Here is a 26982-nt window from a genome sequence, read left to right as displayed (position 1 = left end):
GTGGGGCTATACTCGAATAAGAATTGTGTGCGAACGCCGCCAATGGGACGGCTCGAGTGGACTGTAGTACCGATGTGCCGGTCGATTGTGCCAGAATGTCAGTCATCGCAGATCGTACGGGCCATCACGGTCGCTTTCAGACGGCCGATTCGAACACGGTCGTCCCGCAATCGGGGCAATCCGCGACGATCGCTTCCTCGCCGGGACAACAGCCGGTCGTCTGTCGAACGTCGAGGGCGTCATCGCAGAGCGGACAGTCGAGAAGCATGATTCTGAGGCGGCCGAGAATCCGTCCGCGCTGTTGCTGGTCGAACGTCTGCCACTCGTCGGTCCACGCCGCGAGCGCACGGTCGGCGGCGACGTCGGCGACGAACGCCGCCTTCGATCGCCAGTGGGTGAGTTTCTCGCCGTTTCGGTACACGACGAACCACTCGTCGTTTACCTCCACGGTGAGCGACTCCGGCTCGTCGTCGAACACGTCGGCAAGCACCGCTCGTTCGTCCTCGTCGCGAACCGCTTCGATACGCTCGTTCCAGTCGCGGTGAAAATCGTCGGTCAGGAAGACGTCGTCCCCGTCCGCCTCGAGTATCCCGGCCTCGAGACAGAACTCGACGAGTGCTTCCCCCGACGTCGCCTGAGTATCGACGGCGTCCCCACTCGGCCGTTTCCCAATCGCGCGGAGGGCCCCCGCCGGGACGTACCGCCGTGTCAACTCGGGTGTTCCGGGGACGAGATAGCCACGGAGGGAGATGACCGCGACGCAGATCGCGACGACGCCGATCGCAGCGGGGATCGACACGACAGCGACGAGGATACCGATAGCCGCTGTAATCGCGAGGTTGAGCACCGTACACGGGAGACACCGGTTCGTTCCCGTGTACTCCGGTTGCCTGAGTCGCTCGAGTGGTGCGGTCATGGGTATCGATCGCCGGTAGCGACGGATCGTTCGTGGGAACCGCTGCCATCGCCAGTCCGGTCTCGTGTAGCTGCCAGTGTCGATACTCGCCCGGTCGTCGGTGCCGACACTCGTCTGGTCGCCGATATCAGCCCCTTCGTTTGTCCGTTCAACCCGAGTGCTCGCATTTCTCCAAGATGTGGGGGTCTGACCGGCTTAAATGTACGGTGTCGACGAACGTGACCGTCGCCGTGGCGGTTACGGTGGGGCCAGCGCGAACGCCACCGATCCGGTCTGGATGATGTCACTCGAGGACCGACTCGAGGTCGGCCAGCGAGTCGACGACGTGATCCGGCGCGGTCGCCGACTCGGCTATCGCAGGTCGGTCCGTCGCGCCGGAGAGAACGAGGACGGATTCCATTCCCGCCCTGTTGCCCATCTCGATGTCGGTTTCGAGTCGGTCGCCCACGATCAGACAGCGCTCGGGGTCGACGGAGAGCGCCTCGAGTGCGGTCTCGATCATCACCGGCGAGGGCTTCCCGAGTACCGTATCGACCGACCGAGCCGTTACCCCCTCGACAGCGCCGATCATCCCGGCTGCGTCGGGAATCGAACCGTCCTCCATCGGACAGGTTCGGTCGGGGTTCGTCGCGAGAAACGGTCCGCCGGCCTCGAGCGTTCGCTGTGCGAGTTCGAGTTTCTCGTAGTCGAACTCGCGGTCCATCGAGACGACGAGGACGTCCCCGGGCGAGTCGACGGTGACGTCGACGCCCGCGCGCTCGAGTTCGGCGAGCAGCGGTTCTTCGCCGATGACGAACACCGTTTGGTCGGGGAACTCGTCGGCGACGTACCGTGCGGTGACCCATCCGGAGTTGACGACGTCTTCGTGCGTCGCGGACACGCCGAGACGCCGGAGCTTCTCGCAGTGGTGGGACCGGTCTTCGAACGCCTTGTTGGTGAGAAACAACACCTCGAGCCCACGTTCTCTGAGCGCTTCGATCGCGTCGTCGGCACCCGGGACGAGCCGGTCGCCGCGGTAAACCGTCCCGTCGAGGTCGACGATGGCGGCTTCGCGGTCGGTACGAGTCATCGGTGACAGCTGTTCGTGTATCCGTGTCGGTCGAACACCGCTTCCGTCGTCCACACTCCTCTCTGAAGCCGTGGCGGCCACTTTGTTACTGAAGGTACCTGCACCGACAGTAAATTAACTGCCGTGAATATAAGAGTTGTGGGCTCGCTCACGCGTTGATCGCCTCCTCAAGGCCTCGGCGGATCGTGGACACGACACGTTCGGGAGAGGTGGACGGTGATCGCGATCGCGTTCTGCGAACGTGGACGGCGTCACCGCTGGCTACGGGTTCGTCGTCGATTCGCTGGCGAGCACCTCGTCGATCTCGCCCAGGGACTCGAGGACGTGATCGGCGACGCCGTTCGTCGCGGCCGGATCGGTTCGATCGATCAACCCAGTCAACACGAGTACGGTCGTCATGCCCGCGCGTGTCCCCATTCGGATGTCGGTTTCCGGGTTGTCCCCGATCACCAGACACTCCGAGGCGTCGACGTCGAAGTGATCGAGACTCACCTCGATGATCGGGTCGTTCGGTTTGCCGGCGACGACATCGGGTCCGCGTTCGGCCGCGTACTCGACCGCCGCGATCAGCGCTCCCGATCCGGGCTCGTTGCCCGTATCAGTCGGGCTCTTTCGGTCCCGGTTCGTCCCGACGAACGTCGCGCCGTGCTCGAGTGCGTGAAGACACCGCGTGAGCGTCTCGAAATCGAACGATCGGTCTTTTCCGACCACGAGTACGTCGCAGTCGGCCGGATCGTCGGTGAGCGCGACGCCGGACCGTGACAGCTCGTCGAACAACGCGGGTTCGCCGACGGCCATCGCCGTCGCGTCGGGGAACTCTCTCGCGACGTACGACGCCGTCACGGTGGCGCTCGTCAGTATCTCTGATTCGTCGGCGTCGATTCCGATCGACTCGAGTCGCTCGAGACACTTGCGCCGGGATTTCGTCGCGGAGTTCGTCACGAACGCGACGTCGACACCGGCGTCACGGAGCCGATCGATACCGTCTCTGGCCCCGTCGATCCCCGTCCTAGACCGGTAGACGGTCCCGTCGAGATCGATGATTGCTGCGTTCATGGTCACACCCTCCACGAGACCTCGGGTCGACTGTCCACGGTGTCGGACGACGTCGCCCGGGATCGGTGCCGTTCGCCCCCACCGGCTGGTGGGGGTGCTGTGCTGTCGATACTGCTGGTCGGTAGCCGTCGGTAAACGGGATTTGTCCGTTCAGACGCTGTATTCTCGCTCATTTCGCTCGTAGTTTCTGACGACAGTTCGTTCGATCCGCTAGCGATTCGTCCATCAGTTCGTCACTGGTCTTGTCGGTCGTGGGTTCGATTCGATGCCGATGTGACTGCCATCGTGTCCGAATCACGGAGTAGATACGACGACGAGAGGGAGTCGAGCAGCGGAGAGTCTCGAGACGTGCTCAGCTCACCTTCTTTCGGAGATAGGCGGAGACGACTTCGCTCACGAGCACGATGCCGAGAATCGCGATCAGGATGGTGAGCACTCGCGGCCACTGGAGGAAGTCGACCGACGTGTTCAGTTCCACCCCGATACCGCCGGCACCGACGAGTCCGATCACCGTCGCCTCCCGGACGTTGATGTCCCACCGGTAGGTCGTCACACCGACGAACGTCGGTTTGATCTGGGGAACGATGCCGTAGATGGCGACGTCCATCGGCGACCCTCCCATCGCTTTGATCGCTTCCGTCTGTCCGGTATCGATCTCCTCGATCCCTTCGGCGATCAGCTTCGAGACGAAGCCGATCGATCGGAACGCGACTGCGAGCACTCCCGCGAGGGCTCCAGTCCCGAAGATAACGACGAAGAACAGCGCCCAGATGATGACGTTGACCGACCGCGTCGCGACGATCATGAACTTCCCGAAGGCGTACGCGATCGGGTGTGGGGCCGTGTTCTCCGCGCCCATGTACGCGATCGGGAGCGCGATCAACACTGCAAGTCCCGTGCCGAGAATGGCGATGTTTACCGTTTCGATCAGCGGCGGAAGGATATCGATGGAGTACGCCCAATCCGGCGGCGTCATCCGTACGAACAGGTCCGCGAGGTTTCGCGGCGTGAAGATGAGGAACTCGTAGGTGACGTTGAGTTCGCGCCAGGAGAGTACAACGACCGCGATTGACGCGACGATCGCTGCCCACCGTGCGATATGATACCGCGGTGAATGCTTTCGCCACTCGGTTTGGTTTTCGACCGACATTACTGGACCCTCCGTCGTGCGATTGCACTCGCGATTTCACCGACCATGACGACCGCGATGATCGCGAGGATGATCGTAAGGGCAAAGTCGTACTCGTAGCGCTCGAACGAGTTGAGCAGCGTGACGCCGATCCCACCCGCACCGACGATACCGACGATCGTACTCGCACGGATGTTGATGTCCCACCGGTAGATGATGAGACCGACCATCCGCGGTATGACCTGTGGGGCGACGCCGTACAACAACACCTGAAGCGAGTTTCCACCCGAGGCGCGTATCGCGTCGACCTGGCCCTCGTCGATATCCTCGAGATCTTCGGCGAGCAGTTTGGCGAAGAATCCCGGCGTCGCGAAGACGAGCGCGATGACCCCTGCGAGCGGACCGAGACCGACCGCGACGACGCAGATGATCGCTAACACGAGTTCGTGTAGCGCACGCGAGACCGAGACGATCGCACGTCCCACGTAGTAGACGGGTCGTGGAACGAGATTCTCGGCCGCCATCACGGCGACGGGCAAACTCAAGACGACACCGATCGCCGTCGCGACGAACGCCATCGCGATACTCTCGACCATCCCGCCGTACGTTCGCTCGAGTGCAATGGGGGACAGATCCGGCGGGAACATCGTCGAGAGCAGGATCGACGCCGCGTCGATACCGCCCATGACCCGTTCGACGCTCGGTCGAACCGCCCACGCACTCCAGAGAACGAACAGGATAATCGCCAGGTACACGACGTACTTGACGTACTCGTTGTAGAACACGGACGGACGTTCCCACGTCTCCGGATATCCGGCGCTGGGCTCCGATTTAGACACGCGTCTCACCCTGCCGATGTGTTCGTTCTGCGTAACTGTGTGGTACGCTCATACTGTTAGTACGACGTTTCTCTGTCGGCATCCGAAATATCGACCGACGCCGATTGCTGTTTCTGAACCTGTTCGCCCGGAGTCGACTGATCCTCCCGAGACTCGCCGGCCCGGTAGATGGTGTCGCGTGCGCCCTGGTCGAACTCGTCTGGCGTCCCCTTGAAGACGACCTCGCCGTCCGCAAGGCCGACGATACGGTCCGTGTACTCGAGAGCGAGTTCGACCTCGTGGATGTTGATCAACACAGGAATTCCCTCCTCTCTTGCAATCTCCGTCAACAGTTCCATGACGGCGAAGGAGGTTTCGGGATCGAGTGCGCTGGTCGGCTCGTCGACGAGCAGAATCTTCGGCCGTTGAAGCACGGCACGGGCGATTCCGATTCGTTGTCGTTGGCCACCCGAGAGTTCGTCGGCGCGCTTGTTTTCCATCCCGCCAACGCCGACCCGGTCGAGAACCTCGTATGCGCGTTGGACGTCTTCCTCCGGGAAGTTCCGACGGAGTGCCTGCATCGTACTGATGTACCCGACCCGCCCGGAGAGAACGTTCTCCATGACCGTGAGGCGTTCGACGAGATTGAACTCCTGGAAGATCATCCCCATATCCCGTCGGGCGTTGCGCAGCTCCGACTTCGACATGGTCGTTACGTCCTCTCCATCGAGTACGATCGATCCGGCCGTCGGCTCGGTCAACCGGTTGATACACCTGATGAGGGTACTCTTCCCGGCACCGCTGGGGCCGATAATCGAGACGACTTCTTCTCCCTCTACGTCCATAGACACGCCTTTCAGCGCTTCGTCACCCGTCGAGTAGACCTTCTCTAGATCCGTTATTTCTAACATTGGTTGTTTCTCAATTATAATTTGAAAACGAAACGACCCCGACTTATCGTCTCATCAGATCTCGGCGGGGTCCGTGAGGTCGACGTCGTTGTCCTCGTGAGTCACCAGGATGTTGTGCCAGTGGGTCGCGTAATCGATCTCGACGAACTCGCCGCGTCCTTCGAACTCCTCTGCGAACTCGGTTCCGTAGTAGTCGTGTTCGAGGAACGCCCGTTCGATCCCTTCCTGTACGTCGACGGGCAAGTTCGCCTTGTACGTGAACGCGGTGGTCGGGATCGGATCGCTCGCCCAGACGGCCTTGATCTCGGTCGGATCGACGTCACCACGCTCGGCAACTCGAGTCACACAGGTACTACAGACCGGTGCGACTTCGCTGTCCTGGTGGTAGATCGACAGAATGACGTTTTCGTGACTGCCGACGTGTTCGAACTCGTAATCCTCGCCGGGGACGACGCCGAACTGCTCCGGGAACAGCGCGTTCGGCATCAGATGACCGGAGTTCGATGCCGGGTCACCGTGGGCACCGGTCCGCCCCGCGAAGTCCTCGACCGAGTTGATGTCCTCGTTGTCCATGTGTGTGATCGCCCACAGTCGGTAGCCGGCGTCTTCCTCGGCGACCTGGATGCCGAACGGAACCGCGTCCGCCAGGTTCACTGCGAACGGCACTGCACCGGTCGAGAAGCCGGCGATGTGGAGCTGATCTCCCCGCATCGCCTCGACCTGTGCCGCGTAGCTGTCGACCATGTTGTTCTCGACGGGGTATCCGGTTTCCTCCTCGATGTTGTCGAGAAGCGGATCGAGCATGTCCGCGTACAGCGCCGGATCCTCCGTCGGCGTCAGCGCGAACTGGAGCGTATCCGGATCGTTCTCTTCGATATCGCCGGGATCAGTTACGGAGCCCCCGTAGTGGGGCTCGTCTTGCTCTTCGAACGCTTCGATGTCCTCGATCCGCCCGGTGACGAACCCTTCGTCCATCAACGTCTGCATCGTCTGGGGGAACACCGGATCGTCGGGATCGAACGCCTCGAAGTCGGCCCCAGCCTCCCCGTTGCCGTTGCCGTTGCCGTTGCCGTTTCCATTGCCATTTCCGTTCCCGGTGCCGTTCCCTCCCGCATCCTCTTCTTCGGCACACCCTGCGAGACCGGCGGTCATCGCCGCTCCCGTCCCGAGGAGTACCTTTCGTCGACACATGCTGCACCGTGGTCTGTCATCTCGACCCATGTACACCAATCTATAATGAATAGTTATATAACTTATTGTTGGTCGCACACCATGAGTCAAAAATTTGGAACAAATCCTCGAGCGAATAATGTACCGGGACTGCTCGGGGCCGTCACGTGACGGTGGTGGGTGTCGACCGCCGTGGGGTGGCGGGGACCTGGTTCGCATCTCGACGTTGCGGCCAGAGTGAGTTATAATTTCCTTTAGTACGAAATCTGGTTTCTCCTCTGTCACTGCCGAGAATATCTTCTGTAGCGGTTGTGTGCTGTGAGTTTAGCGCTACACCGTCTCACGTCGCGCTCGTCCGATCGGAACCGGGTGTCTCGATCGACACAACGTCGTCGTCGAACGTGGGGGAACCCTGTTCTCGTCTCTCGAGCGACGATCGACTGGTCTCGCCGGACCACGACGTCCCCAGATACTGGAGTCGGCTATCGATCGTCGCGATCGCACCCGTTAGCTGTGCCTTCTCCTGTGGTTAGAGGAGAACCCTCGCCTAGAGTGGTTCAAACTCCTACCTTCCGGCGGCCTCGGAGTTCGACAATTTAGTACGGGCGCTCCGAGACCGTCGATAAAATAAAGAGGCGGGAGCTTCCAACCTACGAGTAAAGGAATGGGATACGATACTGAGGTCCTCGTCCTCGGCGGTGGCTCGACGGGCTGTGGCATCGCTCGCGATCTCGCGATGCGCGGCCTCGAGGTCACGCTCGTCGAACGAGGCAATCTAACCCACGGGACTACGGGCCGGATGCACGGCCTCTTACACAGCGGTGGGCGGTACGCCGTCTCCGATCGAGCGAGTGCGACCGAGTGCATCGAGGAGAACGAAGTCCTCCGGGACATCGCCGGCCACTGCGTCGAGTTGACCGGCGGACTGTTCGTCCAGCGGCCGGAGGACCCGGATTCGTACTTCCGGGAGAAACTCGAGGGCTGTCGGGAGTGTGGAATCCCCACACGTGCCCTCTCGGGTCGGGAGGCTCGCGAGATCGAACCCTACCTCGCCAACGACGTGAAACGCGCCATCGAGGTGCCCGACGGCGCGGTCGATCCGTTCCGCCTCTGCGTGGCGAACGCACTCGATGCCCAGATCCACGGCGCTCGAATCGAGACCCACGCGGAGGTAATCGACCTGCTGCGCGAGGGCGACGACGTCTACGGCGTACGGGTTCGTCACGACTCGGGACCCGGCCGGCGAACGCACGGCGTTCCGGGGAGCACCGAGGAGATCACCGCCGAGTACGTCGTTAACGCGACCGGCGCGTGGGCCGGCCAGATCGCCGCGATGGCCGACCTCGAGGTCGCCGTCCGGCCCTCGAAGGGCGTGATGACGATCATGAACGTCCGGCAGGTCGACACCGTCATCAACCGCTGTCGGCCGAAAGGCGACGCGGATATCATCGTCCCCCACGAGACGACAGCCATCCTCGGGACGACCGACGAGGAGGTCACCGATCCCGACGACTACCCGGAGGAGGAGTGGGAAGTCGACATGATGATCGACACGCTCTCTGAGCTCGTTCCGATCCTCTCGGAGGCGCGAACGATCCGTTCGTTCTGGGGCGTTCGCCCGCTGTACGAGCCGCCGGGGAGAGCGACCGAGGACCCGACCGATATCACGCGCGATTTCTTCCTGCTCGATCACGACGAACGCGACGGCGTCTCGGGAGTGGCGAGTATCGTCGGCGGCAAGCTAACCACCTACCGCGCGATGGCCGAGGAGATCGCCGATCACGTCTGCGCCGAACTCGGTGTCGACGCCACCTGTGCCACCGCCGAGGAACCACTCCCCGGCAGCGAGAACCTCGAGCGACTCGAGGACGGGATGGACGAGTTCGGTCTCCGGTCGCCGATCGCTCGCCGAAGCACGAAGCGACTCGGCAGTCGGTCGCGGGACGTCCTCGAGACCGACGAGCCGAACCCGGTGATCTGTGCCTGCGAGGGGGTGACCCGCGCGGAGGTACAGGACGCGATCTCCCAGTCGGGAACGGATCTGAACGCGGTCCGTATCCGCACCCGGGCGTCGATGGGCAACTGCCAGGGCGGCTTTTGCTGTGGGCCGATGGCAAACGAGCTCCACCCCGAGTACGACGAGGAGACCGTCCGCGAGGCGCTCGACGACCTCTTCGACGAACGCTGGAAGGGCCAACGCCACGCCCTCTGGGGCGAACAGCTCTCGCAGGCGATGTTGAACTACGCCCTGCACGCGACGACGATGAACCGCGATCGGGACCCCGCGAACGCCGGGCCGTCGGCGCTCGAGACTGGTTCGGAGTCACTCGAGTACGCGGCGTTCGACGCGGGGGAGGGTCAGTGATGTCAGCTGATGGAGTCGAGGTGGATGGCTGAGATGGCGATCGAAGACGACGTCCTCGTGATCGGCGGTGGTCTTGCCGGGGCGACGGCCGCTCTGGCCGCCGCGAACGCGGGCACGAAACGGGTTCGTCTCGTCACCTACAAACAGAGTACGCTCCGCCACGCCAGCGGATTGATCGACGTACTCGGGTACACGCCCGCGGGCAAGGGCCCGCTGACCGATCCGTTCGACGCGCTCGAGGAGCTTCCACACGGACACCCCTACGAGCGCGTCGGAATTGACGCCGTACGCGATGCGCTGTCGTTTTTCGACGGGATCGTCGGGGACGCCTACGCGGGTGGGCACACCGATCGGAACGCGCTCGTCCCGACCCACGGCGGGACTGTCAAGCCGACCGCCCGCTACCCCGCCGCGACGGCTCCCGGACTGGCGAGCGACGACCGCGACGCCCTGCTGGTCGGCGTCGAGACGCTTCCCGACTTCGACGCGCCGCTCGCCGCGGCCCATCTCGAGGCCGCAGGCATCCCCTTCGACTGCCGCGGCGTGACACTGCGGTTTCCCGGCATCACCAGAGACGACGCGAAAGTGACCAGATACGCCCACCTCCTCGACCGGAACGAATCCGTCTCGACTCCCTCCGGAGAGGCGGGTGCGCGCGAGGCGCTCTCAACGGCCGTTCGAGACCACTTCGAGGGCGAGCCACGGGTCGGGTTTCCCGCGATCCTCGGCGACGAACGAGCCGACGACGTCCGAGGCGATCTGGCAGACACGCTCGGTGCCGACGTCTTCGAGGTCCCGATGGGGCCGCCGAGTCTCCCCGGAATCCGCCTCGAGGAGTTGCTGTACGACGCGCTTGAGGCGGCGGGCGTCAGGGTGACGTCTGGCGTTCCGGTGGTGGGGTACGAGACGGGCGATAGGGCCGGTGCCGGTCGTCGTACCGAGCGGATCGACCACGTCGTCGTCGACCGACACGGCGCCGAGATCCCCCACCGGGCGGATCAGTACGTCCTCGCGACCGGCGGGCTGGTCGGCAAAGGGATCGAGTCGGACCGCGAGGGCGTCGCCGAGCCGATATTCGGCTGTCGTGTTCCCCACGCCGAGGACCGGTACGACTGGTTCGTCGACGACGTCTTCGGCGAACAGCCGTACGCGCGGTTCGGCCTCGAACCGGACCGCGAGCTCCGACCGCTCGACGCCGACGGCGAGCCGGAGTTTGCGAACCTTCGTGCGGCGGGAGCGGTACTGGGCGGCTACGACTACGCGGCGGAGAAATCGGGCGCGGGGGTCTCGATCGCGACGGGATACGTCGCCGGAACCCGTAGCGCGGAGGTAAGCGAATGATCGATGCCAGGGCCGACTCGAGCGGGCGTCCGTGCTCGAGTGAGCCAGTCGAGGCCGACACGCCCCCGAGTCCGGGCGAACGCGATCGATCAACGAGGGAGAGCGTATGAGTAACACAGACCGACCGACGGACGAGGGTGTACCGGACGAGCAAAGCCGGGACGACGGCGAGTTCGAACCGATTCAGGTGTTCCCCGAGGCCGAGGAGATGGATCTCCGGCCGGGCGCGGACGACTGTTATAAGTGCTCGACGTGTGACACCAACTGTCCCGTCGCCGAAGTCGACGACGAGTTCCCCGGCCCGAAGTTCCAGGGTCCCGAACAGTGGCGGCTCAAGCGCCAGGACGATCACGACATCGACGAGTCGGTGATGAAGTGTTCGAACTGTATGCGCTGTGACAGCGCCTGTCCCTCCGAGGTACCCCTCTCACAGATGCACAACACCGCCCGCGGGGAGTACGTCGAGGAGAACATGACCAAACTCTCCCGCGAGTACCTTCGAAACCGGATGCTCGCGAACTATCGGCGACTCGCACCGCTGGGTGCGGCGTTCCCCCGGACTGCGAACTTCGTCATGGGGCTGTCGATCACCAAATGGCTCGGCGAGAAGACGATGGGTATCACGAGCGAGCGGGAACTCCCCGCGTTCGCGACCGAGACCTTCCGAGAGTGGTGGCGAAAGCGGGGTGGCCCAGCGGTCCACGACGAGAACAACCGAATCGCGTACTTCCACGGCTGTTATGCGAACTACAACACGCCCGAAGTCGCGAAGGCTCTCGTGCGCGTCTACGAACAGTTCGGCTACGAAGTTCTGGTCCCCGAACAGCACTGTTCTGGCACGCCGATGTTCGCAAACGGGATGCTCGAGGACGCCCGCCGCTCGGCCGAGACGAACGTCCGCGAACTCGCCGCCGCGATCGACGACGGTGCGGACGTCGTCGCCTCCTGTAGCTCCTGCTCGATGTCGATCCGCCAGGAGTACCCCGAACTGTTCGACTTCGAGGGCACCGACGAGGTGGCCACAAACACCTGGGACGCCGTCGAGTATCTGCGAGTCCACGAGGATCTCGAGGCGGCGCTCGCGGACGCATCGGTCGACGACGGCCGATTCGAAGAGTTCGCCTATCACGCACCGTGTCACGCTCGCAACCAGGGACTGGACGGGCAGACGATCGAACTCCTCGAGTTGATCGACGGCGTCGAGGCCCACGACGTGGGTGACTCCTGTTCCGGTATCTCCGGCACTTACGGGTGGAAGGAAGAGAACTACGAAACTTCCATGAAGATCGGGAAGGAAATGTTCGAACACATGGCGGATGCCGACGCCACGGCGGGACTGACGGAGTGTCCGACCTGTTCGATGCAGATGGAACACGGAACCGGCTACGAAATCACCCACACCCTCGAGATACTCGAGGCGGCGCTCGTCGGGACGAACCCGACGGCGGAGTCGACGTAATGCAACTCCGCGAGCGTATCGACCGTCGCCGATCTGCAGGAGAGGGGAGCGGAATCGTCGTCGATTACGAGTACCTAAGCCCCGTCGTCCACCGGTCGGAGCCGATCGGACGCGGCCCCGTCCTCGAGCAGCTATTGGACGCGTTCGAACCGGTGTTCGACGGCGGTCTTCCGTCATCGGTCGCCGTAACCGGCCCCGCGGGGTCCGGCACGTCGGCCATCGTCGCCGCCCTGTTTGCTGCGATGAACGACCGTCTCGGCGAGACTGGTCGGTCGATCGGGACCACGACTCGTGCCGCCAGGGCCGAACCGATCACCTGGTTCGTCTACGTCGATACACGCCGGGTCCGGAGTGAGTTCGCGTTCTACCGAACGGTGCTCTCCGCGCTGTCGACCGATTCGATCCCCGAAAGTGGCATCGGAACCGATGCCCTTCGCGACCGCCTCCAAGATCGACTCGCCCGTCGCGATCGCCGCGCGATCGTTGCAGTCGATCACCACGACGAACCCGAGACGCTCTCGTACCGGCGTGCTCGAGAGCTGCTCGATCCCGTCTGCGATAGTAGCTCGACGGTTGCCGTCGGCCGGGGGGAACCCGATGGGTGGGACGGAACGACGATTCCCGTCTCGCCCTATCGGGGACACGAACTCGTCGACGTCCTCACCGATCGCGTCTCGACGTCGCTCTCGCCGGGAACGATCGACCACGAATCGATTCGGTCGCTGTCGGAGTGGGCCGATGGAAACGCACACGACGCACTCGCCGCACTCTACGGTGCTGCAGACTGTGCCGCAGACTCAGACAGCGATCGGATCGAGCCCCGCCATCTGGAGTGTGCGATCGACGGCGTTCCCGACGATTGTGTCCACGTCGACCGGGCGTTGTCGCTCTCGGAAACACGTCAACAAGTCCTCTCGACGCTCGCTTCGATCGATCCGGCCGATCGACCCGTTCGCGACGTCGCGGACGATATCGCAGCACGGTCGTCGCTGACCACAGGAACGGTCAAACGGTTTCTGTACGAACTCGCCGATCGAGGGGTGATCGAGCGCGTTCCGTTACCGACCACCGGTAGCGGTCGCCGTCCCAGTGCGATCGAACTCAGGTTTCCAACGCACGTATTCAACTCACTCACGCCAGCAGCGAATCGAGCCTCCGACCTCGCTCCTGACGAGTAGGCTCGTATTCGACACGCAGAGGAGGTGAGCGCTCGAAACGGGACGTTTGTCCGGACACGACTTTCAACCGACGGCACCCTTTTTGTCGATGCACGATAAACGGACGCAGTAGCGCCGCGAGGAGATATGACGATCGAGTTCGAAACAACGGCGAATCCGGTTGGGCTCGAGGTCCACGACTCCCTCGAACAGCGCCATCTCCAGATCGAGACGTCCGCGTCCGTCTCGCCAGGATCGATCGACCCCGACGAGTTTTGCTTTACGGTCGACGAAACCTGCACGATCGAAACCGACGAGATCGTCTTCGATCACCGATATGCCGTAACGATCCACGACCAAACGGGACAGGCGATTTCGAACTTCGAGGCGGGTGAGACGGCAGAACTCGACGACCGGACGCAGTTCGTCGGCGTCAGCGCCCCGATCAAACTCTACGTCCGAGTCGACGTTCCGGGAACGATCGACATCAGTCTCACGGGACTCCGGATCACGCTCGAGCAAGAGGGCGTGGTGGAACTCGGTGCCCGGTCGGCCCACGACCGACCCGCCGGAACGATTACGACGCCGCCGGACCTCGAGTCAGTAGCGGAGGCGATCTCCGCGGTTCCATCGGCACTGAAGACGACCTCGCCCGAACGGACGTGGCCAACGCTTCGTGGACACCCACCGTTGATCGAACTGGGGGATCATCTCGACGTTCCGGAGGGGATCGATCGGACGGGTGGTAACGTCGAACTCGTCGTTCCGAACGAATACCTGGCGGTCTACCAGGCCGCACCCCTCGCGTTCTTTCTCGGAGCAACGGTCCGGACGGGACCGAACCCAAGACTCGAGACACCCCTATTCGAGCGATCATTAGCTGCAGACGACACGTTCGGCGACGAGATCGCCCAACTCCTGAAACGGTTTTTCTTCCTCGACTGTCTGACCCGGACGGAAGGTATTTTTCAGTACGACATCATCGAACGGGCGCCACTGGAAGAGGAGTTGTCTTTCGATTTAGTCGACATCTACGACAAACCGCTTCCGGTTCGTCTCGAGCGATACCTCGAGATTCCGTACGACGTGATTGACCCACACACCCCACGGTGGCCACTGACGGCCTACGTTCCCGACAAGCCGGAGAGCGTCGAAGTAGTCCCGTTCGTAGTCAACGAACTCGGAATCATTCGTGAATCCCGTGGACGGACTCCGAACACGGTTCCACAACTGGAACCGACCACTACACAGCTCGTCCGCTCGACGGCTGAGTACCGCTCTCCATCCACGTACGATGACGAGTCCGCGTTCGTCGTTCCCCGGATTAGGGACAAATCGGTCGAACACGCGTGGTTTGGCGACGCTATTCCACAGAATGCCTCGAAGGCGACGATCGAAGCCTACCGAAATCAGATCGATCGGGACGCCCGTAGCGAATCGATCGAGATTCTGGTCGTCTGTAACGACGCTCGGATGATCGACGAACACGATCTGCTCGACGAGACGTACGGCACCCGCGAGGAGCTCCCGTTCGAAATTCACTCGGAGTTCGGCGTCGACTCCGACCAACTCGCGACCCTCCTCACCCAGGGCGGGTACGACTTCCTCCATTACATCGGTCACGCGACCGAAGACGGCATCCGGTGTCCGGATGGGGACCTCGACGTCCGGACCCTCGAGTCGGTCGATCTCGGGGTCTTCTTCTTGAACGCCTGCCGATCGTACGAACAGGGGCTCGCGCTTACCCGCCGCGGCGCGTTCGGCGGTGTCAGTACCTACAGCGACGTCGTCAACGAGGACGCCGTCGAAGCAGGCGAAACATTCGCACGACTTCTCAACCGCGGCTTTTCGCTCCGGGCAGCACTCGAGATTGCCCAACAGAACACCGCACTCGGCGAGCAGTATCTCATCGTCGGCGATGGATCGGCGGACATTGCACAGTCGGACGGTGGGTCACCAGGTGTTGTCGAACTGGAACGCTGGAGCGAACACGAGTTTGGATTCGGCATCCGGACCTACTCGACGAAGGAGTACAAACTCGGGACGGTATCCGCGTCCGACCTCGAGTCAGTTGTCGACACACATCTCTCACCTGGGTTTACGCCGCTTACGCCGGTCGACGAAGAGAAACTATTGGAGTATTTGACATGGACTGAGCTGCCGATTTTGTTCAACGAGCGACTCCACTGGAACGACGGAATCGGGCCCATAACGCTCGAGTAACTCGGCCGGGTTCGACCTGGCCCGAACGCCAGACTGCGGAATCGATCAACGAAGGGACGGAGGTCCGTGTGTTCGATTTCAGCGAGAGGAGAGTCACCAACGCTTGTGAACTCGACTGGACGCGTTACTCGAGAGCGGACTCGAGACGCTCGAGGAACTCGCCGGGAACCTCGAGGTGTGGCGTGTGGCCAGTGTTGGAGAAGACGACTTCCTCGAACTCGCCGCCAGCGTCTTCGTACTCCTCGAGGACGGCACGGGTCTGGTCGACCATCGGCTGGGGTGGGAAGACGTCGTCGCCGGGCCAGTCGGCGAGTTGTTCCATCCGGCCGAGCGTCCCGAGGTCGAACAGCGACTCGTTGGAGACGATCTGATCCGAGCCGCCGCGAATCCAGGTGATCGGCGGCTTCTCGTCGGGATCGATCGCCGTGATCCCGGTGAGGTCACAGTACTTCGGCGAGACGGCGTTGTTAACTCCCCTTTCACCGGGGGCGACACCGGGCCAGTTATCGCTTCGGCTCGCGTCGCCCGGATAGTTCTCCGGTCCGGTCACCGTATCGAGCATCCCCGTCAGATACGATTCCTCGCGTTCCTCGTCGAACTGGTGGGTCGGCCCGACGTAGTACGTTCGGAGGATCTTCCGCGGCGAGTTCTCACCACCCTCGCTCCGGTCGCGGTTCGCGAGCCCCTCGACGAACGCCTCGTTGCCCAGACCACCGCCGGAGCCCGCGAAGTCGCCGAAACAGGGTGTCCCCTCGAGATCCTTCGTTCCGCCGAAGCCGTACGGCGAAACGGGATTGACGAGGACGAGCGAGTCGACGTCGTCCGAGTGTTCGATCGCGTAGCGCATCGCGACGCCCCCGCCGTTCGACCAGCCAACGAGGGTCACGGATCCAGTGCGGTCGACTCGCTCGAGGAGCGCCCGCAGATCTCGCCGGAAGTCGCCGAGGCCGTCGGTCGCGTCGACCGGTTTCGTCTCGGAGTCGCCGTAGCCGCGTAAATCCGGTGCAATCGCGTGGTGGTCGTCCGGGAGGGCAGCGATAGTATCCTCGAAAAAGCGCGACGAGGAGACGTCCCCGTGCACGAAGACGACCGTCTTCCCCTCCCCGACAGCGTCGCCCGATTCGATCAGGTGCGTCTCGAGGCGATCGGTCTCGATCGTTCGCGAGTCGACGCCGGTGAGCGTCTCGTCTCGAGTCTGCAACATGGCCGGCGCTACCACGTAGTGTGTGATAACAGTCCGGGCGCTCCGAGCACAGAGGCGCGGCGAATGGGACGCCGTCCAGATTTCCGTCGGCGCATTCGCCCCAAATCGATTTATTCTTCGATCCAACGCATATATAATGCTGGCCGAAACGCTAGAAAAGATAGCCGTGATCGAATCCTACGAATCGAACAGACTCCTCGTCTGGGCGAACCTGATCGCCACGGGGGTCGTGATGCTCGCCTCGGCCGCAGTCCCGAATCCGTCCATCGTTCCGGACGCGCTCGTCGGATACGTCGCCGTCGTGGGAATACTCGTCGGATTCTCGGGATTCTTCGGCTTTTTCCCGCTGCTCGCCGTCGTCGCGATCGCGGCGGTGGTCGCCGGGATCGTCCACGTTCTCACCGACGTCGACGTCTACCGGTCGATCGTCACCTACGTCGACGTCCCCGTCGCCGCAGTGACCGCCGTCTACTTCGCCGTTCTGGGCGTGACGGCCGCGGCGATGTACTGGACTGTACACGGCCCCGAATCCGAGCCGTACTTTCCGATCGTCTTCGTCGTCCTCGGGTTCTGTTTCGTCGTGTGCGTCCTGATGACGGTGGTGAACGGCCTCGGGTGGAATCGCCGGCCTGAACGGTAAGACGGGAGCGGGACGCGTTCACAATCGCCCTCGGCGAGAAAAACCGATCGTACCAAGTGTCACCAGGGTTCGTTTTTCAGCCCGAGTTTGTACGCGATCACGTTCGTCGTCACGTGCAGAATCGGCGTCAGGACGACGACGACGAGGATCACGCCGAGCGTGAAGACCTCGAGGAACCACTCGGTTGCCAGCAGTGCGGTCAGGGGCAGCGAGACGACGACGAAGTCCAGCTGGTCCAGACCGGGGAACATCGCGCCGCGCTGGCGCCCGGTCCGGCGCTTGAGAAACGACGCGAGGATGTCACCCAGCATCGCCCCTGCGGCGAGTCCGACCGCCGCGCCGGGGACGAATCCGGGCACGTCGACCCCGACGAGGTCGCTGACCGTCGGCGCGAGATACGTCAGGACCGCCGCGAGCGCGACGCCGGCGAGGATTCCCGCGGCGGTTCCACGCCAGGTCTTGCCGTCACCGAGCACCCGCTTTTCTCCCCACGTTCGACCACCGTCGATCGGTCGGCCGCCGCCCGCCAGTACGGCGGCGTTGTTGGGGACGTACGCCGGCAACATCGCCCAGAATGCGATCACGACTGTCTCGAGTACTGCCATGTTCGGCGGGACGAACCGCCACGTCTTAATCGCCGGTGGTTCGAACGCGTCTCGACGATGGGCGACGTATCGACTGCGGTGGAGACGCGAGTCGACACCGAGAGCCGACCGAACGGAGTCGAGGGCCGTGATAGTCGTTGACGCAAAGACTCGTTTCAGCTTCGGGAACGCATATACATCGCCGTTCCAACGGTTCGGTATGAACCGTCGCGTGTTTCTCGCGGCTGTCACCGCGTCGGCCGCGGTTGCCGGCTGTCTTGGACGCGAACCCGCAGCGTACGAGACGTGCCACCACACGATCGTCCACGTCGACAATCTTCCCGACTCCGCCGAGTCGGAGGCACTGACTGCGATCGAATCGGGCAGGTACGAGACCGACGAGCGACTCGTACTTGAGGAGGTAATGGACGCTCAGGAATCCTACCTCAGTCACGACGGGGTCTACTACGCGGTCGACGTCGACGCCGAGGGCGACCAGCGGCGCGTCGAACTCGAGGAGACGATCCCCGAAACCGGCGGGCCGCAACTCGTCAACGCGATCGACGACAACGCCGAGTTCGACCTCCGAATCGACCACCGGGGCGACGTCGTCGTCGACGAGCACCTCGAACTCGAGGAGGGGGAGCAAACCGATTTCGACGCCGATTTCCGCTACGGAAGCTACCGCGTCGAGGTCGAGTCGGATCGCGTGACCGACGACGCGGAGTGGAGCGTCGGCGAGCACTACTCACAAGCCGAGCTATTCGTCTCCGAAAACGGCGTGACGGCCGAGCAAGCGGTGGTCGACCCGGCCGACTGTGGCTGGGACGCCGACGGCGACCTCGACGTCCAGTGATCGACCGAGGGGGTCGTCTCCGGGCGCTCGGATCGTCAGTCGGCGTTCGGCCGAGAGACGACGTTCCGGAGGTCTCCGTCGCCCTCGAGCGCCTCGAGGTTGTGCGCGACGATATCGGCCAGCCGATCCCAGTATTTCGGCGTGTATCCGCCGGTGTGTGGCGTGATGAGGCAGTTCCCGAGCCCCCAGAGCTCGTGGTCCGATGGGAGGGGTTCGGGATCGGTGACGTCCAGGGCCGCGCCGCGTATGTCCTCCGTTCGGAGTGCCGAAACGAGCGCGTCGGTGTCGACGACCCCGCCGCGGGCGACGTTGACGACGACCGCGTTCGTCGGGAGCGTCGCGAGGGCTGCCTCGTCGACAAGCCCCCGGGTGAGGTCGGTCAGCGGGCACGCGAGCACGACGTACTCGCTTCGGGCGAATGCGTCGTGGACGTCGGCCTCGTCGAAGCCGAGCACCTCGTCGGTCGGGCCGCCCTTCGAGGGCGTATAGCGGATGCCGATGGTGTCGACCTCGAACCCCTCGAGTCGGTGGGCGATCGCCTGGCCGATCGAGCCGAGACCGACGATTGTCACCGTGCTGTCGGCGAGCTCACCCGACTGGAAGTGACGCCACTCGCGGTTTTGCTTCCGACGCCACCCCTCGTGGAGCCGGCGGGCAAAGGTCAACACGTTGCCGATCGCCTGCTCGGCGAGCCCCGGAGCGTTGACGCCACTTGCGTTCGTGACGGTGACGCCGCGGCGCTCGAGGGCGTCCATCGGGAGGTGGCCGGTCCCCGCGAACATACAGGCGAACACCTCGAGGCGGTCGGCTCGGGAGATGAGGTCCTCGTCGATCGTAATTCCCGTGACGACGCGGGCACTGGAGACGAGGTCACGCTCGTCGCTCGGGGTCCGTGCGAGCGAAACGGTGTGTTCGGGGGCCCGCTCTCGGAGTGTCTCAGCGTACGATTCCATCGACAGCCCTTCCGTCCCCTCCCGGAGGACGACGACGTCAGGATCGTTCATCGTCTACGGTCTTCACTCGTTACCGTTTGCCTTATTCTTTCTGTGCATCTGATACAAACGGTGATCGGAGACGGCTGTTGGACCATCGACCGACGAGTCGACTGGCCTCGAGTGCACCCAGAGAGGAGCTCACTCGGGACACTTCGAAGTTCAGAACGCCTCTCCCTCGAGGGACGTCTCCGCGTGCAGCTCTGTCTTTAGCGCATCGTGGACCTTGCAGAGTTCGTTTGCGCGTTCGATGACCTCCGTGGCGGTGTCGTCGTCGACCGCTGTCTCGACGCGGACATCGAACGCGATCGACTCGAGTTTGTCGTCGTCGTTGAGTTCGCCCGTGGTGTGGATCTCGATGCGCCCCATCTCCTCGACGCCGCGCTGTTGGCCGCCGACGCGAAGCGCGGGGACGTAACAGGTCGCATACGTCGAGAGCAGCGTCTCGAGGGTGTCCGGTGCGTCCTCGCCGGTCGCGTCGATCGTCGTCTCGAACTCGCGAACCTCGTTCGTGGCGCTGAATCCCTCCTCGGATACGGTGGTGACGTCTTTCGTCATGGCACTCGAGACATCCACACCCGGTACTGTAAACGTTGGTCCCGGCTCACCGCGCCGATCGGTCGGCGCGAACCGGCCGAATTCACCGGGACTTACAGTCGACTCGATTCGTCAGGGTACTCGACGAACGGGGTCGCATCGCCCAGACCTCGTAGGGCTGTTCCGACGGCTCGTCGGGATCGAGCGCCGTTCGCTTGCACTCGACGTAGCGGTCGCGGCCGACCGTCTCGAACGACGTCTCGAGGATGGCGCGAACGGTCCTGGCCGTCCGCGCCTGTTCGATCGTCGGCTGGTCTTCCCGGGGCATGTGGACGTGCGTCGAGACGAACAGTCCGTCCTCGGCGAGGAGGTCGCGGAGGTCGTCCGCGAACTGCAACAGACGAGTGACGCTGTGGTCCGCGGCGAGATAGCAGAGACACTCGATGTCGAGGACGACGTCGAACGTCCGGTCGGTCTCCGCGACGAACTCGAGGACGTCCGCCCGCCGGTAGGTCGGATCCGGTGCCCGCTCGCGTGCGGTCGCCAGCGCTCGCTCGGAGACGTCGACGCCGGTCACGTCCGCGTCGGGAAACGCATCGGCGACCGTCGCCGTCGCGGCGCCGTTCCCACAGCCGAGGTCGAGGATCGATCCGATCTCGTCGCTCGAGCGCCTGTCGCGGACCGGTGCGATCGTTCGGTCGTACTTCTGTGCTTCGTACTCGCTCTCCCAGAACCCCCACGGATCGCCGTCGCCGTCGTCGTAGAGGGAGTCGAAGTGATCTCGAGTATATTCCACGATGGGAATGATACACCAAAACCACTTCCGCGTTTGGTTTCGAGGTCGGGGCTGGGGTTCGGCGTCGGGTCGCGTCTCGAGTTTGGCGGCCGGCACGACGAGCCCGCACTCGTCGACCGTCTCCTCGAAGTCGTCGTGAATTCGTCGCTCGATTCCGTCGTCCCTACCAGACCGATTCCCGTCTCGACCCGCCGGAGTCCGCGTTTCGCCACGGATCGAGTGCGGACAATCGAGATATTATCTGGTTTGGACGAACTACTTCAGTTACATCAGCAACTCGCATACAGAGATTATCGACGTCAAGGGGGGCGTCGAGGAAAATTTGACATATCAGCAGGCGGGGAGTGGTGAACCGCCTCGGGGTCAAGCCCCGGGGCATTCGCCTCGACCGCCTGTAAATGGGAGATGAGCGCCACCAAATTAGGGTACCGTAACGACAGGCCGATCTGCGGCGAGCAAAAGTGATTGAGAGACCCCACCGAATATCGCGTGATCTAAGCGCGTTCGTTTTCGGGCATTGATCACAATATATTCTGCATCCTGGTTTTCGCCGTACTCCAAGAGTTTTTCTGCAGGATCTCCTACCAGTCCGATTGGTTCAAAATCCGTCTGACCGATGGTTTTTTCGGCGACGTCGGCTGCGACTTCTGAGGCTTCTTCACGACCTCTCTCGAGTCCACCATCGCCAACCTGACGCGCTCCCACATGCACGACATGTAACTCAACATCACACTTGTCCGCGAGATCGTACCCATGACTCACAACCGATTCAGCACGGGACGAACGATCAACGCCTGCAACGATTGGCATGACAATTGTCAGTAATAGCTTAGTCCATAACAACCTGTGGATGGTCTCGTCTCTCGTGGAGCGTGATGATCACTAAATTGCCCGGATATTCTTGTGGCTCCCTCTCAATATTTAGCAGATCGTTTCTGACGCCTGTCCGAGCTGTGGGTAACTGCTTCGGTAACGCCTCGACCCGTACATATCGAAGTACGAGGTCAGCGTAGTCGGCGTGAGTGTCATTCTATGACGCCCTACAAACAGACGGCGTACGTGACGACTCGCCGCGACCGCGCTGTACCCCGTGGATCGAGTGAAAAAGGTACGCTGCGAACTGTCGGTCGGTGCCGGAGGTGGTAATCCCGGCGTTCCCCTGATGGAGGCTGCCCTTACGAGAGGTCGAACGACTCGTCGCCCGCGAGGACGTGGACCTCGGCGTCGTCGACGTTGTCGACGAAATCCTGGGGGTCCTGTTCGATCGGTGGGAACGTATCGTAGTGTTGTGGGAAGGCGTGGTCGACGTCGAGCCAGTCGACGGCGATGGCGGCCTGTCGCGGCCCCATCGTGAAGTGGTCGCCGATGGGAACGATGGCGGCGTCGGGCTCGAGATAGTCGCCGACGACGTCGCGCATCTCGCTCATCAACGCGGTGTCCCCGGCGTTGTAGAGCGTGGTCGACTCCGCGTCCGCCTCGTTCGGGTGGGCGTCCGAGATCACGAAGCCGGCCGGCATGCCGGCGTCGACCTCGTACTCGGTCATGATCCCGTTGGTGTGGTCGGCGCGAACCATGGTGACGTACGCGTCGCCACACTCGACAGTGCCCCCGAGGTTCATGCCCATCCCGCCGACGGCGTCCTCGAAGCCGAACTCCTCCTGGCAGTAGGAGACGAGTTCCGGCGTCGCGACCAGCGTCGCGTCGGTAAACTCGCCGGCGTGGGCGATGTGGTCCGCGTGGCCGTGGGTCAGGAGCACGTAGTCGGGATCGTCGACGTCCGACGCCTCGAGGTCGGTCTTCGGGTTGTCGAAGAACGGATCGATCAGCAGTTCCGTCCCGCCAACGGTGACGTGCCACGTCGAGTGGCCGTGCCAGGTGAGTTCCATAGCAGTCCAACAGTTGCTCAGATGTCGACTTAAAACTGATGAGGGGGGAAGCCGGCGGGGAAACGGAGCAATGTACGATCACCAACATTTATGCGATAGCTATCGGAACCCCCACACGCCGCAGGCGAACTGACACACCACGCATGCGGTCCGGTCGCGACGCGATCGGCGTCGGTGCGTTCTCGACGACCGCCACCGACGATGCCGTGTCGTTTTTTACCCACCGCTCCTACGACGGGTATGCTCGCACTCACACTCGAGGAGTTCATGGTGGAGTTGAACGAGGGATCGATCAAGAACGTCGGTCCGACGAACAAGTCGGCGACGGTCAAGCTGTTCGACGTCGAGGACGCCGAGGCCCGCGAGTTCGGCGACAAGCGCGTCAAACTCGTCTTCGAGGACGAGGACGAAAACGAGATACAGGTGTCGCTGTTTCCCGACCACGTCAGGAAACTCGTCGACGAGATCGACGAACTCGAGGAGGAGTCACCGGTATTCGAGTGATCTGACGATTGTCGTCCCCGATATCGCGTGCGAACGCGGATCGGACGCATTTCGACAACAGTTTTAGGACGAAACTGCTTGATCCGAGTAGATGGGTAACTGTATCATCTGCGGCATACCCGTTGACGGTGAAATCTGCGAGAGCCACGAGGAGGACGTCGTGTTCGAATTTCACGGCAACGCGGCCTCCCAGCTCACCCCGAGCCGATACTATCGGGGAACCGTCGACGGCTACGCCGACTTCGGCGTCTTCGTTGACGTTGGAGATCACGTCACCGGTCTGTTGCACAGAAGCGAACTAGATCAACGACTCGAGAGCCTCGACTGGGAGCCCGGCGACGAGGTATTCGTCCAGGTACTCGACGTTCGAGACAACGGCAACGTCGACCTCGGCTGGTCGATCCGCCAGCGCGAACGAGAGTTCCGCGGGCAGCTAATCGAGACGGCCGACGACGAGTTCCGGCCCGAAGAGTTCGGGGATGGAGCCGACGCTCCATCGGACTCGGAGACCGAACCGGGCACCGACGGCGACGACGAAGCCGAGGACGATGCCGTCTCCGAGGAGGAGGCGTCCAAGGAGCCGAGCCCCGACGCGGGCACCACGACGGAGGCCGTCGCCGGCGGAAGCGGTTCCGTCTCGACCGAGACGGCGGCCGCGTCGACTCCGGCCGCCGACAGCGACGAGCCAGAGGAAGAGCCCGCCCTCAACCGGACGACGATCGACGCCATCGACGATCAGGTCGGAACCGTCGTCAGACTTGAGGGTGAGATCGTCGGCGTCCGCCAGACGAGCGGCCCGACGGTCTTCGAGCTTCGAGACGAGACGGGCACCGTCGAGTGCGCTGCGTTCGAGGAAGCCGGCGTCAGGGCCTACCCCGCCGTCGACGTCGACGACGTCGTCGCCTTAGAGGGCGAGGTCGAACGCCACCACGGCGACCTGCAGGTCGAAACCGAGACGCTCGACGTGCTCGACGGCGAGGACGCCGACGCCGTCACCGACCGGCTCGAGAACGCGATCGAACGCGAGGCGCGCCCGGCCGAGATCAGCTTGCTCGCCGAACACGATGCGGTCGCCGCTGTCGAGAGCGAGGTCGGAAATGCCGCAACCGCGATCCGCCGTGCCGTCGTCGAAGCTCGACCGATCGTCGTCCGCCACGCTGCGACGGCGGACGGCTACGTCGCCGGCGCGGCGATCGAACGGGCCGTCCTTCCGTTGATCCGCGAGAAACACACGCGAGAGGACGCCGAGTACCACTACTTCGAGCGTCGGCCCCTCGACGGGCGCGTCTACGGGATGGACGCTGCGACCGACGACGTTACGACGATGCTCGAGGCGCGGGATCGCCACGGCGAACAGCTCCCGCTCGTTGTGCTCGTCGACGCCGGGTCGACCGTCGAATCCGTCGACGGCTACGACCTGCTCTCGCTGTACGACGCCGAGGCGCTCGTCGTCGACGACAGCCGAGCGGACGAGGAGATCGTCGACGCAGTCACGACCGCGGTTGCGCCGTCGCTTTCGGGCGCGGACGTCTCCGATCTGACCTCGACTGCGCTCGCAGCGAACGTCGCCGCTCACATCAACGAGGACGTCCGCGAGGACGTCGAGCATCTCCCAGCTGTCAGCTACTGGGTGAACGCTCCCGAGGCGTATCTCGAGCTCGCGAAGGAGGCCGGCTACGACGAGACTGCCATCTCCGAACGCCGCGAAGCCGTCGCACTCGAGGCGTACTACCAGTCGTACAAGGACAAGCGCGAACTCGTCGCCGACCTGCTGTTCGACGACGAGGACGGACGCCCGCGGGACGGTGATCTCGCCGCCCACGTCTCCGAGCAGTTCCGAGCGAAACTCGAGACCGAACTCGAGACGGCTCGAGAGAACGTCGAGACCGAAGACGTCGACGGCGTCTCGGTCGCCGTTCTCGACACGGGTGCCTTTACGCACCGATACAACTTCCCGACGACGACGCTCTTGCTGGACGCGCTCCACCGGCGTCGCGAGGAGGGAACGGCGGTGACGCTCGGAATCGGTGACGACGAACTGTACGCCCGCGCGACGGACTCACTGGACGTCCGCGAACTCGGCGAGGCTATCGCCGACGCCGCCCCGAACGCCGGGGTCAGCGTCGTCGGCGGCGCGGACGGTCACGTCGAGTACCTGCCAGGCGAACGCGATGCCGTCCGCGAGGCGGCACTCGAGGCGCTCGGCGAGACGCTCGCGTAACCAGAACCGACCGGACAGCGCCAGTCCAGTTCTCCGGGTCGCACCATCGCTCAGCGACCGCGTCGGTGGAAACAGCTTTCGGCCTTCCGCTGGTACGACACGATATGGCCGAGGATCCCGCGACGCGGTTCCGTGAGAACGTCACGGAGATCACCGCGATGGTCGTCACCGGCATCTGGCTCGTCGGGCTGTTTACCAACCAGTGGTGGTGGCTTCCGTTCTTGCTCGTGGGGTACATCGTCGTCGTCCCGCTGGTCGCGTTGCTGTTCGGCGACGAGGAAGATCGTGAGGAATGGTGGGACTGGTCGGACGACGCCGAAGACGACTGGTGGGGCTGGGGATCGGACGAGAAGGAAGCTGACGACCGGACGGCTACCGAACCCGAACGTCGGAAGACGAACAACGCCCACGCCCTCGAGACGCTTCGCGATCGGTACGCCGCGGGCGAGTTGACCGACGAGCAGTTCGAGCGCAAACTCGAGCGTCTGCTCGAGACCGAGACGCTCGAGGACGTCGAACACTGGCGTCGTCAGGCTCGCGAGGAGAACCGCCAGAGTCGCGACCGTGATCTCGAGTTCGATACGTAACCCACACCGGTGGCGCTCGCGGTCGTCGGGACGAGCGGCTGTCCCCTCTCGATCCGAAGCCACCTCCGGTCGACCGGCTTACACTGGGTTGTACGCCGACGAGTAGACGTTGAGTAACACGACGCCGGCGATGACGAGGACGAATCCAACGACTGCGGCCAGGTCGACCGTTTCGTCGAAGAAGACGATTCCGATCGCCGCCAGACCGACGATCCCGACCGCGGACCACGTTGCGTAGACGAGTCCGACAGGAAGGAACGTCAGCGCCTGACTCACGAAGTAAAACGAGACGACGTAGAGAGCGATGGCAAGCCCACCCAGCGCGGCGTGTTCGAACCCGTTCGACAGCTTCAGCGCCGACGTGCCGATCACTTCGGTGACGATCGCACCAGCCAAATACGTGTACTCCTTCATGCGTTCGAAGGCGTTCGAGACCGTCTTAGTCGCTCTCAAACGTGGTCCCACTTGTCCAGCGTTGGGCACGTCGACGGGCCGTTCGTCTCTTCCAGGGGGCGCGAGACCGGCGTGTCGACTATCGGCGCGCATTTCTTTTCGGGCGTC

Annotated in this window: 25 protein-coding genes; 10 read left to right on the top strand and 15 right to left on the bottom strand. The window is 63.3% G+C overall.

All coding sequences use genetic code 11. The annotated features are described in order from the left end of the window. Window positions 1-136 precede the first annotated feature (136 nt). The 7 genes from FYC77_RS10960 to phnD form a co-directional block, all read right to left on the bottom strand. Window positions 137-916, bottom strand: coding sequence for a hypothetical protein (locus tag FYC77_RS10960; protein WP_149081546.1), 780 nt, complete (start codon window positions 914-916; stop codon window positions 137-139). A 283-nt stretch (window positions 917-1199) separates the two neighbouring features. Further along, window positions 1200-1985: an HAD-IIA family hydrolase gene (locus FYC77_RS10955; RefSeq protein ID WP_149081545.1), complete on the bottom strand. Its 786-nt coding sequence runs from the start codon at window positions 1983-1985 to the stop codon at window positions 1200-1202. A gap of 261 nt (window positions 1986-2246) precedes the next feature. After that, window positions 2247-3041: an HAD-IIA family hydrolase gene (locus FYC77_RS10950; protein ID WP_149081544.1), complete on the bottom strand. Its 795-nt coding sequence runs from the start codon at window positions 3039-3041 to the stop codon at window positions 2247-2249. A gap of 352 nt (window positions 3042-3393) precedes the next feature. Next, complete coding sequence (gene phnE / locus FYC77_RS10945; protein WP_149081543.1) at window positions 3394-4191, bottom strand: phosphonate ABC transporter, permease protein PhnE; 798 nt, start codon at window positions 4189-4191, stop codon at window positions 3394-3396. Continuing rightward, window positions 4191-5009, bottom strand: coding sequence for a phosphonate ABC transporter, permease protein PhnE (phnE, locus tag FYC77_RS10940; protein ID WP_149081542.1), 819 nt, complete (start codon window positions 5007-5009; stop codon window positions 4191-4193). The genes phnE (FYC77_RS10945) and phnE (FYC77_RS10940) overlap by 1 nt, the downstream gene beginning before the upstream one ends. A 56-nt stretch (window positions 5010-5065) precedes the next feature. Further along, window positions 5066-5899: a phosphonate ABC transporter ATP-binding protein gene (gene phnC, locus FYC77_RS10935; protein WP_149081541.1), complete on the bottom strand. Its 834-nt coding sequence runs from the start codon at window positions 5897-5899 to the stop codon at window positions 5066-5068. Window positions 5900-5953: 54 nt separating this feature from the next. Continuing rightward, window positions 5954-7090, bottom strand: a complete 1137-nt coding sequence (phnD, locus tag FYC77_RS10930) for a phosphate/phosphite/phosphonate ABC transporter substrate-binding protein (RefSeq protein ID WP_149081540.1) — start codon at window positions 7088-7090, stop codon at window positions 5954-5956. Window positions 7091-7733: 643 nt separating this feature from the next. On the opposite strand from phnD, the gene glpA reads away from it, so the two are divergent. The 5 genes from glpA (at window position 7734) to FYC77_RS10905 (ending at window position 15614) form a co-directional block, all read left to right on the top strand. Next, window positions 7734-9434: an anaerobic glycerol-3-phosphate dehydrogenase subunit GlpA gene (gene glpA, locus FYC77_RS10925; RefSeq protein WP_149081539.1), complete on the top strand. Its 1701-nt coding sequence runs from the start codon at window positions 7734-7736 to the stop codon at window positions 9432-9434. A gap of 33 nt (window positions 9435-9467) precedes the next feature. Further along, window positions 9468-10775 (top strand): glycerol-3-phosphate dehydrogenase subunit GlpB, encoded by a 1308-nt coding sequence (gene glpB / locus FYC77_RS10920; protein WP_149081538.1) that lies wholly within the window; start codon window positions 9468-9470, stop codon window positions 10773-10775. Window positions 10776-10881: 106 nt separating this feature from the next. Next, the gene (locus tag FYC77_RS10915; RefSeq protein WP_149081537.1) at window positions 10882-12234 is read left to right on the top strand and encodes an anaerobic glycerol-3-phosphate dehydrogenase subunit C; all 1353 of its coding nucleotides are present in this window, start codon (window positions 10882-10884) and stop codon (window positions 12232-12234) included. After that, window positions 12234-13412, top strand: a complete 1179-nt coding sequence (locus FYC77_RS10910) for a Cdc6/Cdc18 family protein (protein ID WP_149081536.1) — start codon at window positions 12234-12236, stop codon at window positions 13410-13412. The genes FYC77_RS10915 and FYC77_RS10910 overlap by 1 nt, the downstream gene beginning before the upstream one ends. Window positions 13413-13538: 126 nt before the next feature. Next, window positions 13539-15614, top strand: coding sequence for a hypothetical protein (locus FYC77_RS10905; RefSeq protein WP_149081535.1), 2076 nt, complete (start codon window positions 13539-13541; stop codon window positions 15612-15614). A gap of 124 nt (window positions 15615-15738) precedes the next feature. Here FYC77_RS10905 and FYC77_RS10900 read toward each other — a convergent pair whose 3' ends face one another. Beyond that, window positions 15739-16818 (bottom strand): alpha/beta fold hydrolase, encoded by a 1080-nt coding sequence (locus tag FYC77_RS10900; protein ID WP_149081534.1) that lies wholly within the window; start codon window positions 16816-16818, stop codon window positions 15739-15741. 136 nt (window positions 16819-16954) lie between these two features. Here FYC77_RS10900 and FYC77_RS10895 point away from each other — a divergent pair, with 136 nt between their 5' ends. Next, complete coding sequence (locus FYC77_RS10895) at window positions 16955-17458, top strand: hypothetical protein (RefSeq protein WP_149081533.1); 504 nt, start codon at window positions 16955-16957, stop codon at window positions 17456-17458. Between the two features lie 59 nt (window positions 17459-17517). Here the strand turns inward: FYC77_RS10895 and FYC77_RS10890 are convergent, their stop codons facing one another. After that, window positions 17518-18063: a CDP-2,3-bis-(O-geranylgeranyl)-sn-glycerol synthase gene (locus FYC77_RS10890; protein WP_149081532.1), complete on the bottom strand. Its 546-nt coding sequence runs from the start codon at window positions 18061-18063 to the stop codon at window positions 17518-17520. A gap of 199 nt (window positions 18064-18262) precedes the next feature. Here FYC77_RS10890 and FYC77_RS10885 point away from each other — a divergent pair, with 199 nt between their 5' ends. Then, complete coding sequence (locus tag FYC77_RS10885) at window positions 18263-18898, top strand: hypothetical protein (RefSeq protein ID WP_149081531.1); 636 nt, start codon at window positions 18263-18265, stop codon at window positions 18896-18898. Between the two features lie 35 nt (window positions 18899-18933). Here FYC77_RS10885 and FYC77_RS10880 read toward each other — a convergent pair whose 3' ends face one another. The 5 genes from FYC77_RS10880 to FYC77_RS10860 form a co-directional block, all read right to left on the bottom strand. After that, complete coding sequence (locus tag FYC77_RS10880) at window positions 18934-19902, bottom strand: D-2-hydroxyacid dehydrogenase (RefSeq protein WP_149081530.1); 969 nt, start codon at window positions 19900-19902, stop codon at window positions 18934-18936. A gap of 150 nt (window positions 19903-20052) precedes the next feature. After that, window positions 20053-20448 carry an OsmC family protein gene (locus FYC77_RS10875; protein ID WP_149081529.1) on the bottom strand — a complete coding sequence of 132 codons (396 nt, stop codon included), beginning with the start codon at window positions 20446-20448 and terminating at the stop codon, window positions 20053-20055. Window positions 20449-20530: 82 nt separating this feature from the next. After that, on the bottom strand, window positions 20531-21223 hold the full coding sequence (locus FYC77_RS10870) for a class I SAM-dependent methyltransferase (RefSeq protein ID WP_162354509.1): 693 nt from the start codon (window positions 21221-21223) through the stop codon (window positions 20531-20533). Window positions 21224-21643: 420 nt separating this feature from the next. Then, window positions 21644-22033, bottom strand: a complete 390-nt coding sequence (locus FYC77_RS10865) for a universal stress protein (RefSeq protein ID WP_149081527.1) — start codon at window positions 22031-22033, stop codon at window positions 21644-21646. A 365-nt stretch (window positions 22034-22398) separates the two neighbouring features. After that, on the bottom strand, window positions 22399-23109 hold the full coding sequence (locus tag FYC77_RS10860) for a metal-dependent hydrolase (protein WP_149081526.1): 711 nt from the start codon (window positions 23107-23109) through the stop codon (window positions 22399-22401). 240 nt (window positions 23110-23349) lie between these two features. On the opposite strand from FYC77_RS10860, the gene FYC77_RS10855 reads away from it, so the two are divergent. The 3 genes from FYC77_RS10855 (at window position 23350) to FYC77_RS10845 (ending at window position 26421) form a co-directional block, all read left to right on the top strand. Then, entirely contained in the window at window positions 23350-23613 is a 264-nt protein-coding gene (locus FYC77_RS10855; protein ID WP_149081525.1) for a hypothetical protein, read from the top strand. 91 nt (window positions 23614-23704) lie between these two features. Next, window positions 23705-25834, top strand: coding sequence for a DHH family phosphoesterase (locus tag FYC77_RS10850; protein WP_149081524.1), 2130 nt, complete (start codon window positions 23705-23707; stop codon window positions 25832-25834). A 104-nt stretch (window positions 25835-25938) separates the two neighbouring features. Next, complete coding sequence (locus FYC77_RS10845) at window positions 25939-26421, top strand: SHOCT domain-containing protein (protein WP_149081523.1); 483 nt, start codon at window positions 25939-25941, stop codon at window positions 26419-26421. Between the two features lie 78 nt (window positions 26422-26499). Here the strand turns inward: FYC77_RS10845 and FYC77_RS10840 are convergent, their stop codons facing one another. After that, on the bottom strand, window positions 26500-26835 hold the full coding sequence (locus FYC77_RS10840) for a DMT family transporter (RefSeq protein WP_149081522.1): 336 nt from the start codon (window positions 26833-26835) through the stop codon (window positions 26500-26502). Window positions 26836-26982 lie beyond the last annotated feature (147 nt).

Origin of the sequence: Natrialba swarupiae (assembly GCF_008245225.1) — an archaeon.
GTDB classification, from domain to species: Archaea; Halobacteriota; Halobacteria; order Halobacteriales; family Natrialbaceae; genus Natrarchaeobius; species Natrarchaeobius swarupiae.
This window is presented reverse-complemented; position numbering and strand designations above follow the sequence as displayed.

Coding starts and splice junctions, on each gene's coding strand:
- FYC77_RS10960 (WP_149081546.1), bottom strand. CDS start 916: ATGACCGCACCACTCGAGCGACTCAGGCAACCGGAGTACACGGGAACG.
- FYC77_RS10955 (WP_149081545.1), bottom strand. CDS start 1,985: ATGACTCGTACCGACCGCGAAGCCGCCATCGTCGACCTCGACGGGACG.
- FYC77_RS10950 (WP_149081544.1), bottom strand. CDS start 3,041: ATGAACGCAGCAATCATCGATCTCGACGGGACCGTCTACCGGTCTAGG.
- phnE (WP_149081543.1), bottom strand. CDS start 4,191: ATGTCGGTCGAAAACCAAACCGAGTGGCGAAAGCATTCACCGCGGTAT.
- phnC (WP_149081541.1), bottom strand. CDS start 5,899: ATGTTAGAAATAACGGATCTAGAGAAGGTCTACTCGACGGGTGACGAA.
- phnD (WP_149081540.1), bottom strand. CDS start 7,090: ATGTGTCGACGAAAGGTACTCCTCGGGACGGGAGCGGCGATGACCGCC.
- glpA (WP_149081539.1), top strand. CDS start 7,734: ATGGGATACGATACTGAGGTCCTCGTCCTCGGCGGTGGCTCGACGGGC.
- glpB (WP_149081538.1), top strand. CDS start 9,468: ATGGCGATCGAAGACGACGTCCTCGTGATCGGCGGTGGTCTTGCCGGG.
- FYC77_RS10915 (WP_149081537.1), top strand. CDS start 10,882: ATGAGTAACACAGACCGACCGACGGACGAGGGTGTACCGGACGAGCAA.
- FYC77_RS10910 (WP_149081536.1), top strand. CDS start 12,234: ATGCAACTCCGCGAGCGTATCGACCGTCGCCGATCTGCAGGAGAGGGG.
- FYC77_RS10905 (WP_149081535.1), top strand. CDS start 13,539: ATGACGATCGAGTTCGAAACAACGGCGAATCCGGTTGGGCTCGAGGTC.
- FYC77_RS10900 (WP_149081534.1), bottom strand. CDS start 16,818: ATGTTGCAGACTCGAGACGAGACGCTCACCGGCGTCGACTCGCGAACG.
- FYC77_RS10895 (WP_149081533.1), top strand. CDS start 16,955: ATGCTGGCCGAAACGCTAGAAAAGATAGCCGTGATCGAATCCTACGAA.
- FYC77_RS10890 (WP_149081532.1), bottom strand. CDS start 18,063: ATGGCAGTACTCGAGACAGTCGTGATCGCATTCTGGGCGATGTTGCCG.
- FYC77_RS10885 (WP_149081531.1), top strand. CDS start 18,263: ATGAACCGTCGCGTGTTTCTCGCGGCTGTCACCGCGTCGGCCGCGGTT.
- FYC77_RS10880 (WP_149081530.1), bottom strand. CDS start 19,902: ATGAACGATCCTGACGTCGTCGTCCTCCGGGAGGGGACGGAAGGGCTG.
- FYC77_RS10875 (WP_149081529.1), bottom strand. CDS start 20,448: ATGACGAAAGACGTCACCACCGTATCCGAGGAGGGATTCAGCGCCACG.
- FYC77_RS10865 (WP_149081527.1), bottom strand. CDS start 22,033: ATGCCAATCGTTGCAGGCGTTGATCGTTCGTCCCGTGCTGAATCGGTT.
- FYC77_RS10860 (WP_149081526.1), bottom strand. CDS start 23,109: ATGGAACTCACCTGGCACGGCCACTCGACGTGGCACGTCACCGTTGGC.
- FYC77_RS10855 (WP_149081525.1), top strand. CDS start 23,350: ATGCTCGCACTCACACTCGAGGAGTTCATGGTGGAGTTGAACGAGGGA.
- FYC77_RS10850 (WP_149081524.1), top strand. CDS start 23,705: ATGGGTAACTGTATCATCTGCGGCATACCCGTTGACGGTGAAATCTGC.
- FYC77_RS10845 (WP_149081523.1), top strand. CDS start 25,939: ATGGCCGAGGATCCCGCGACGCGGTTCCGTGAGAACGTCACGGAGATC.
- FYC77_RS10840 (WP_149081522.1), bottom strand. CDS start 26,835: ATGAAGGAGTACACGTATTTGGCTGGTGCGATCGTCACCGAAGTGATC.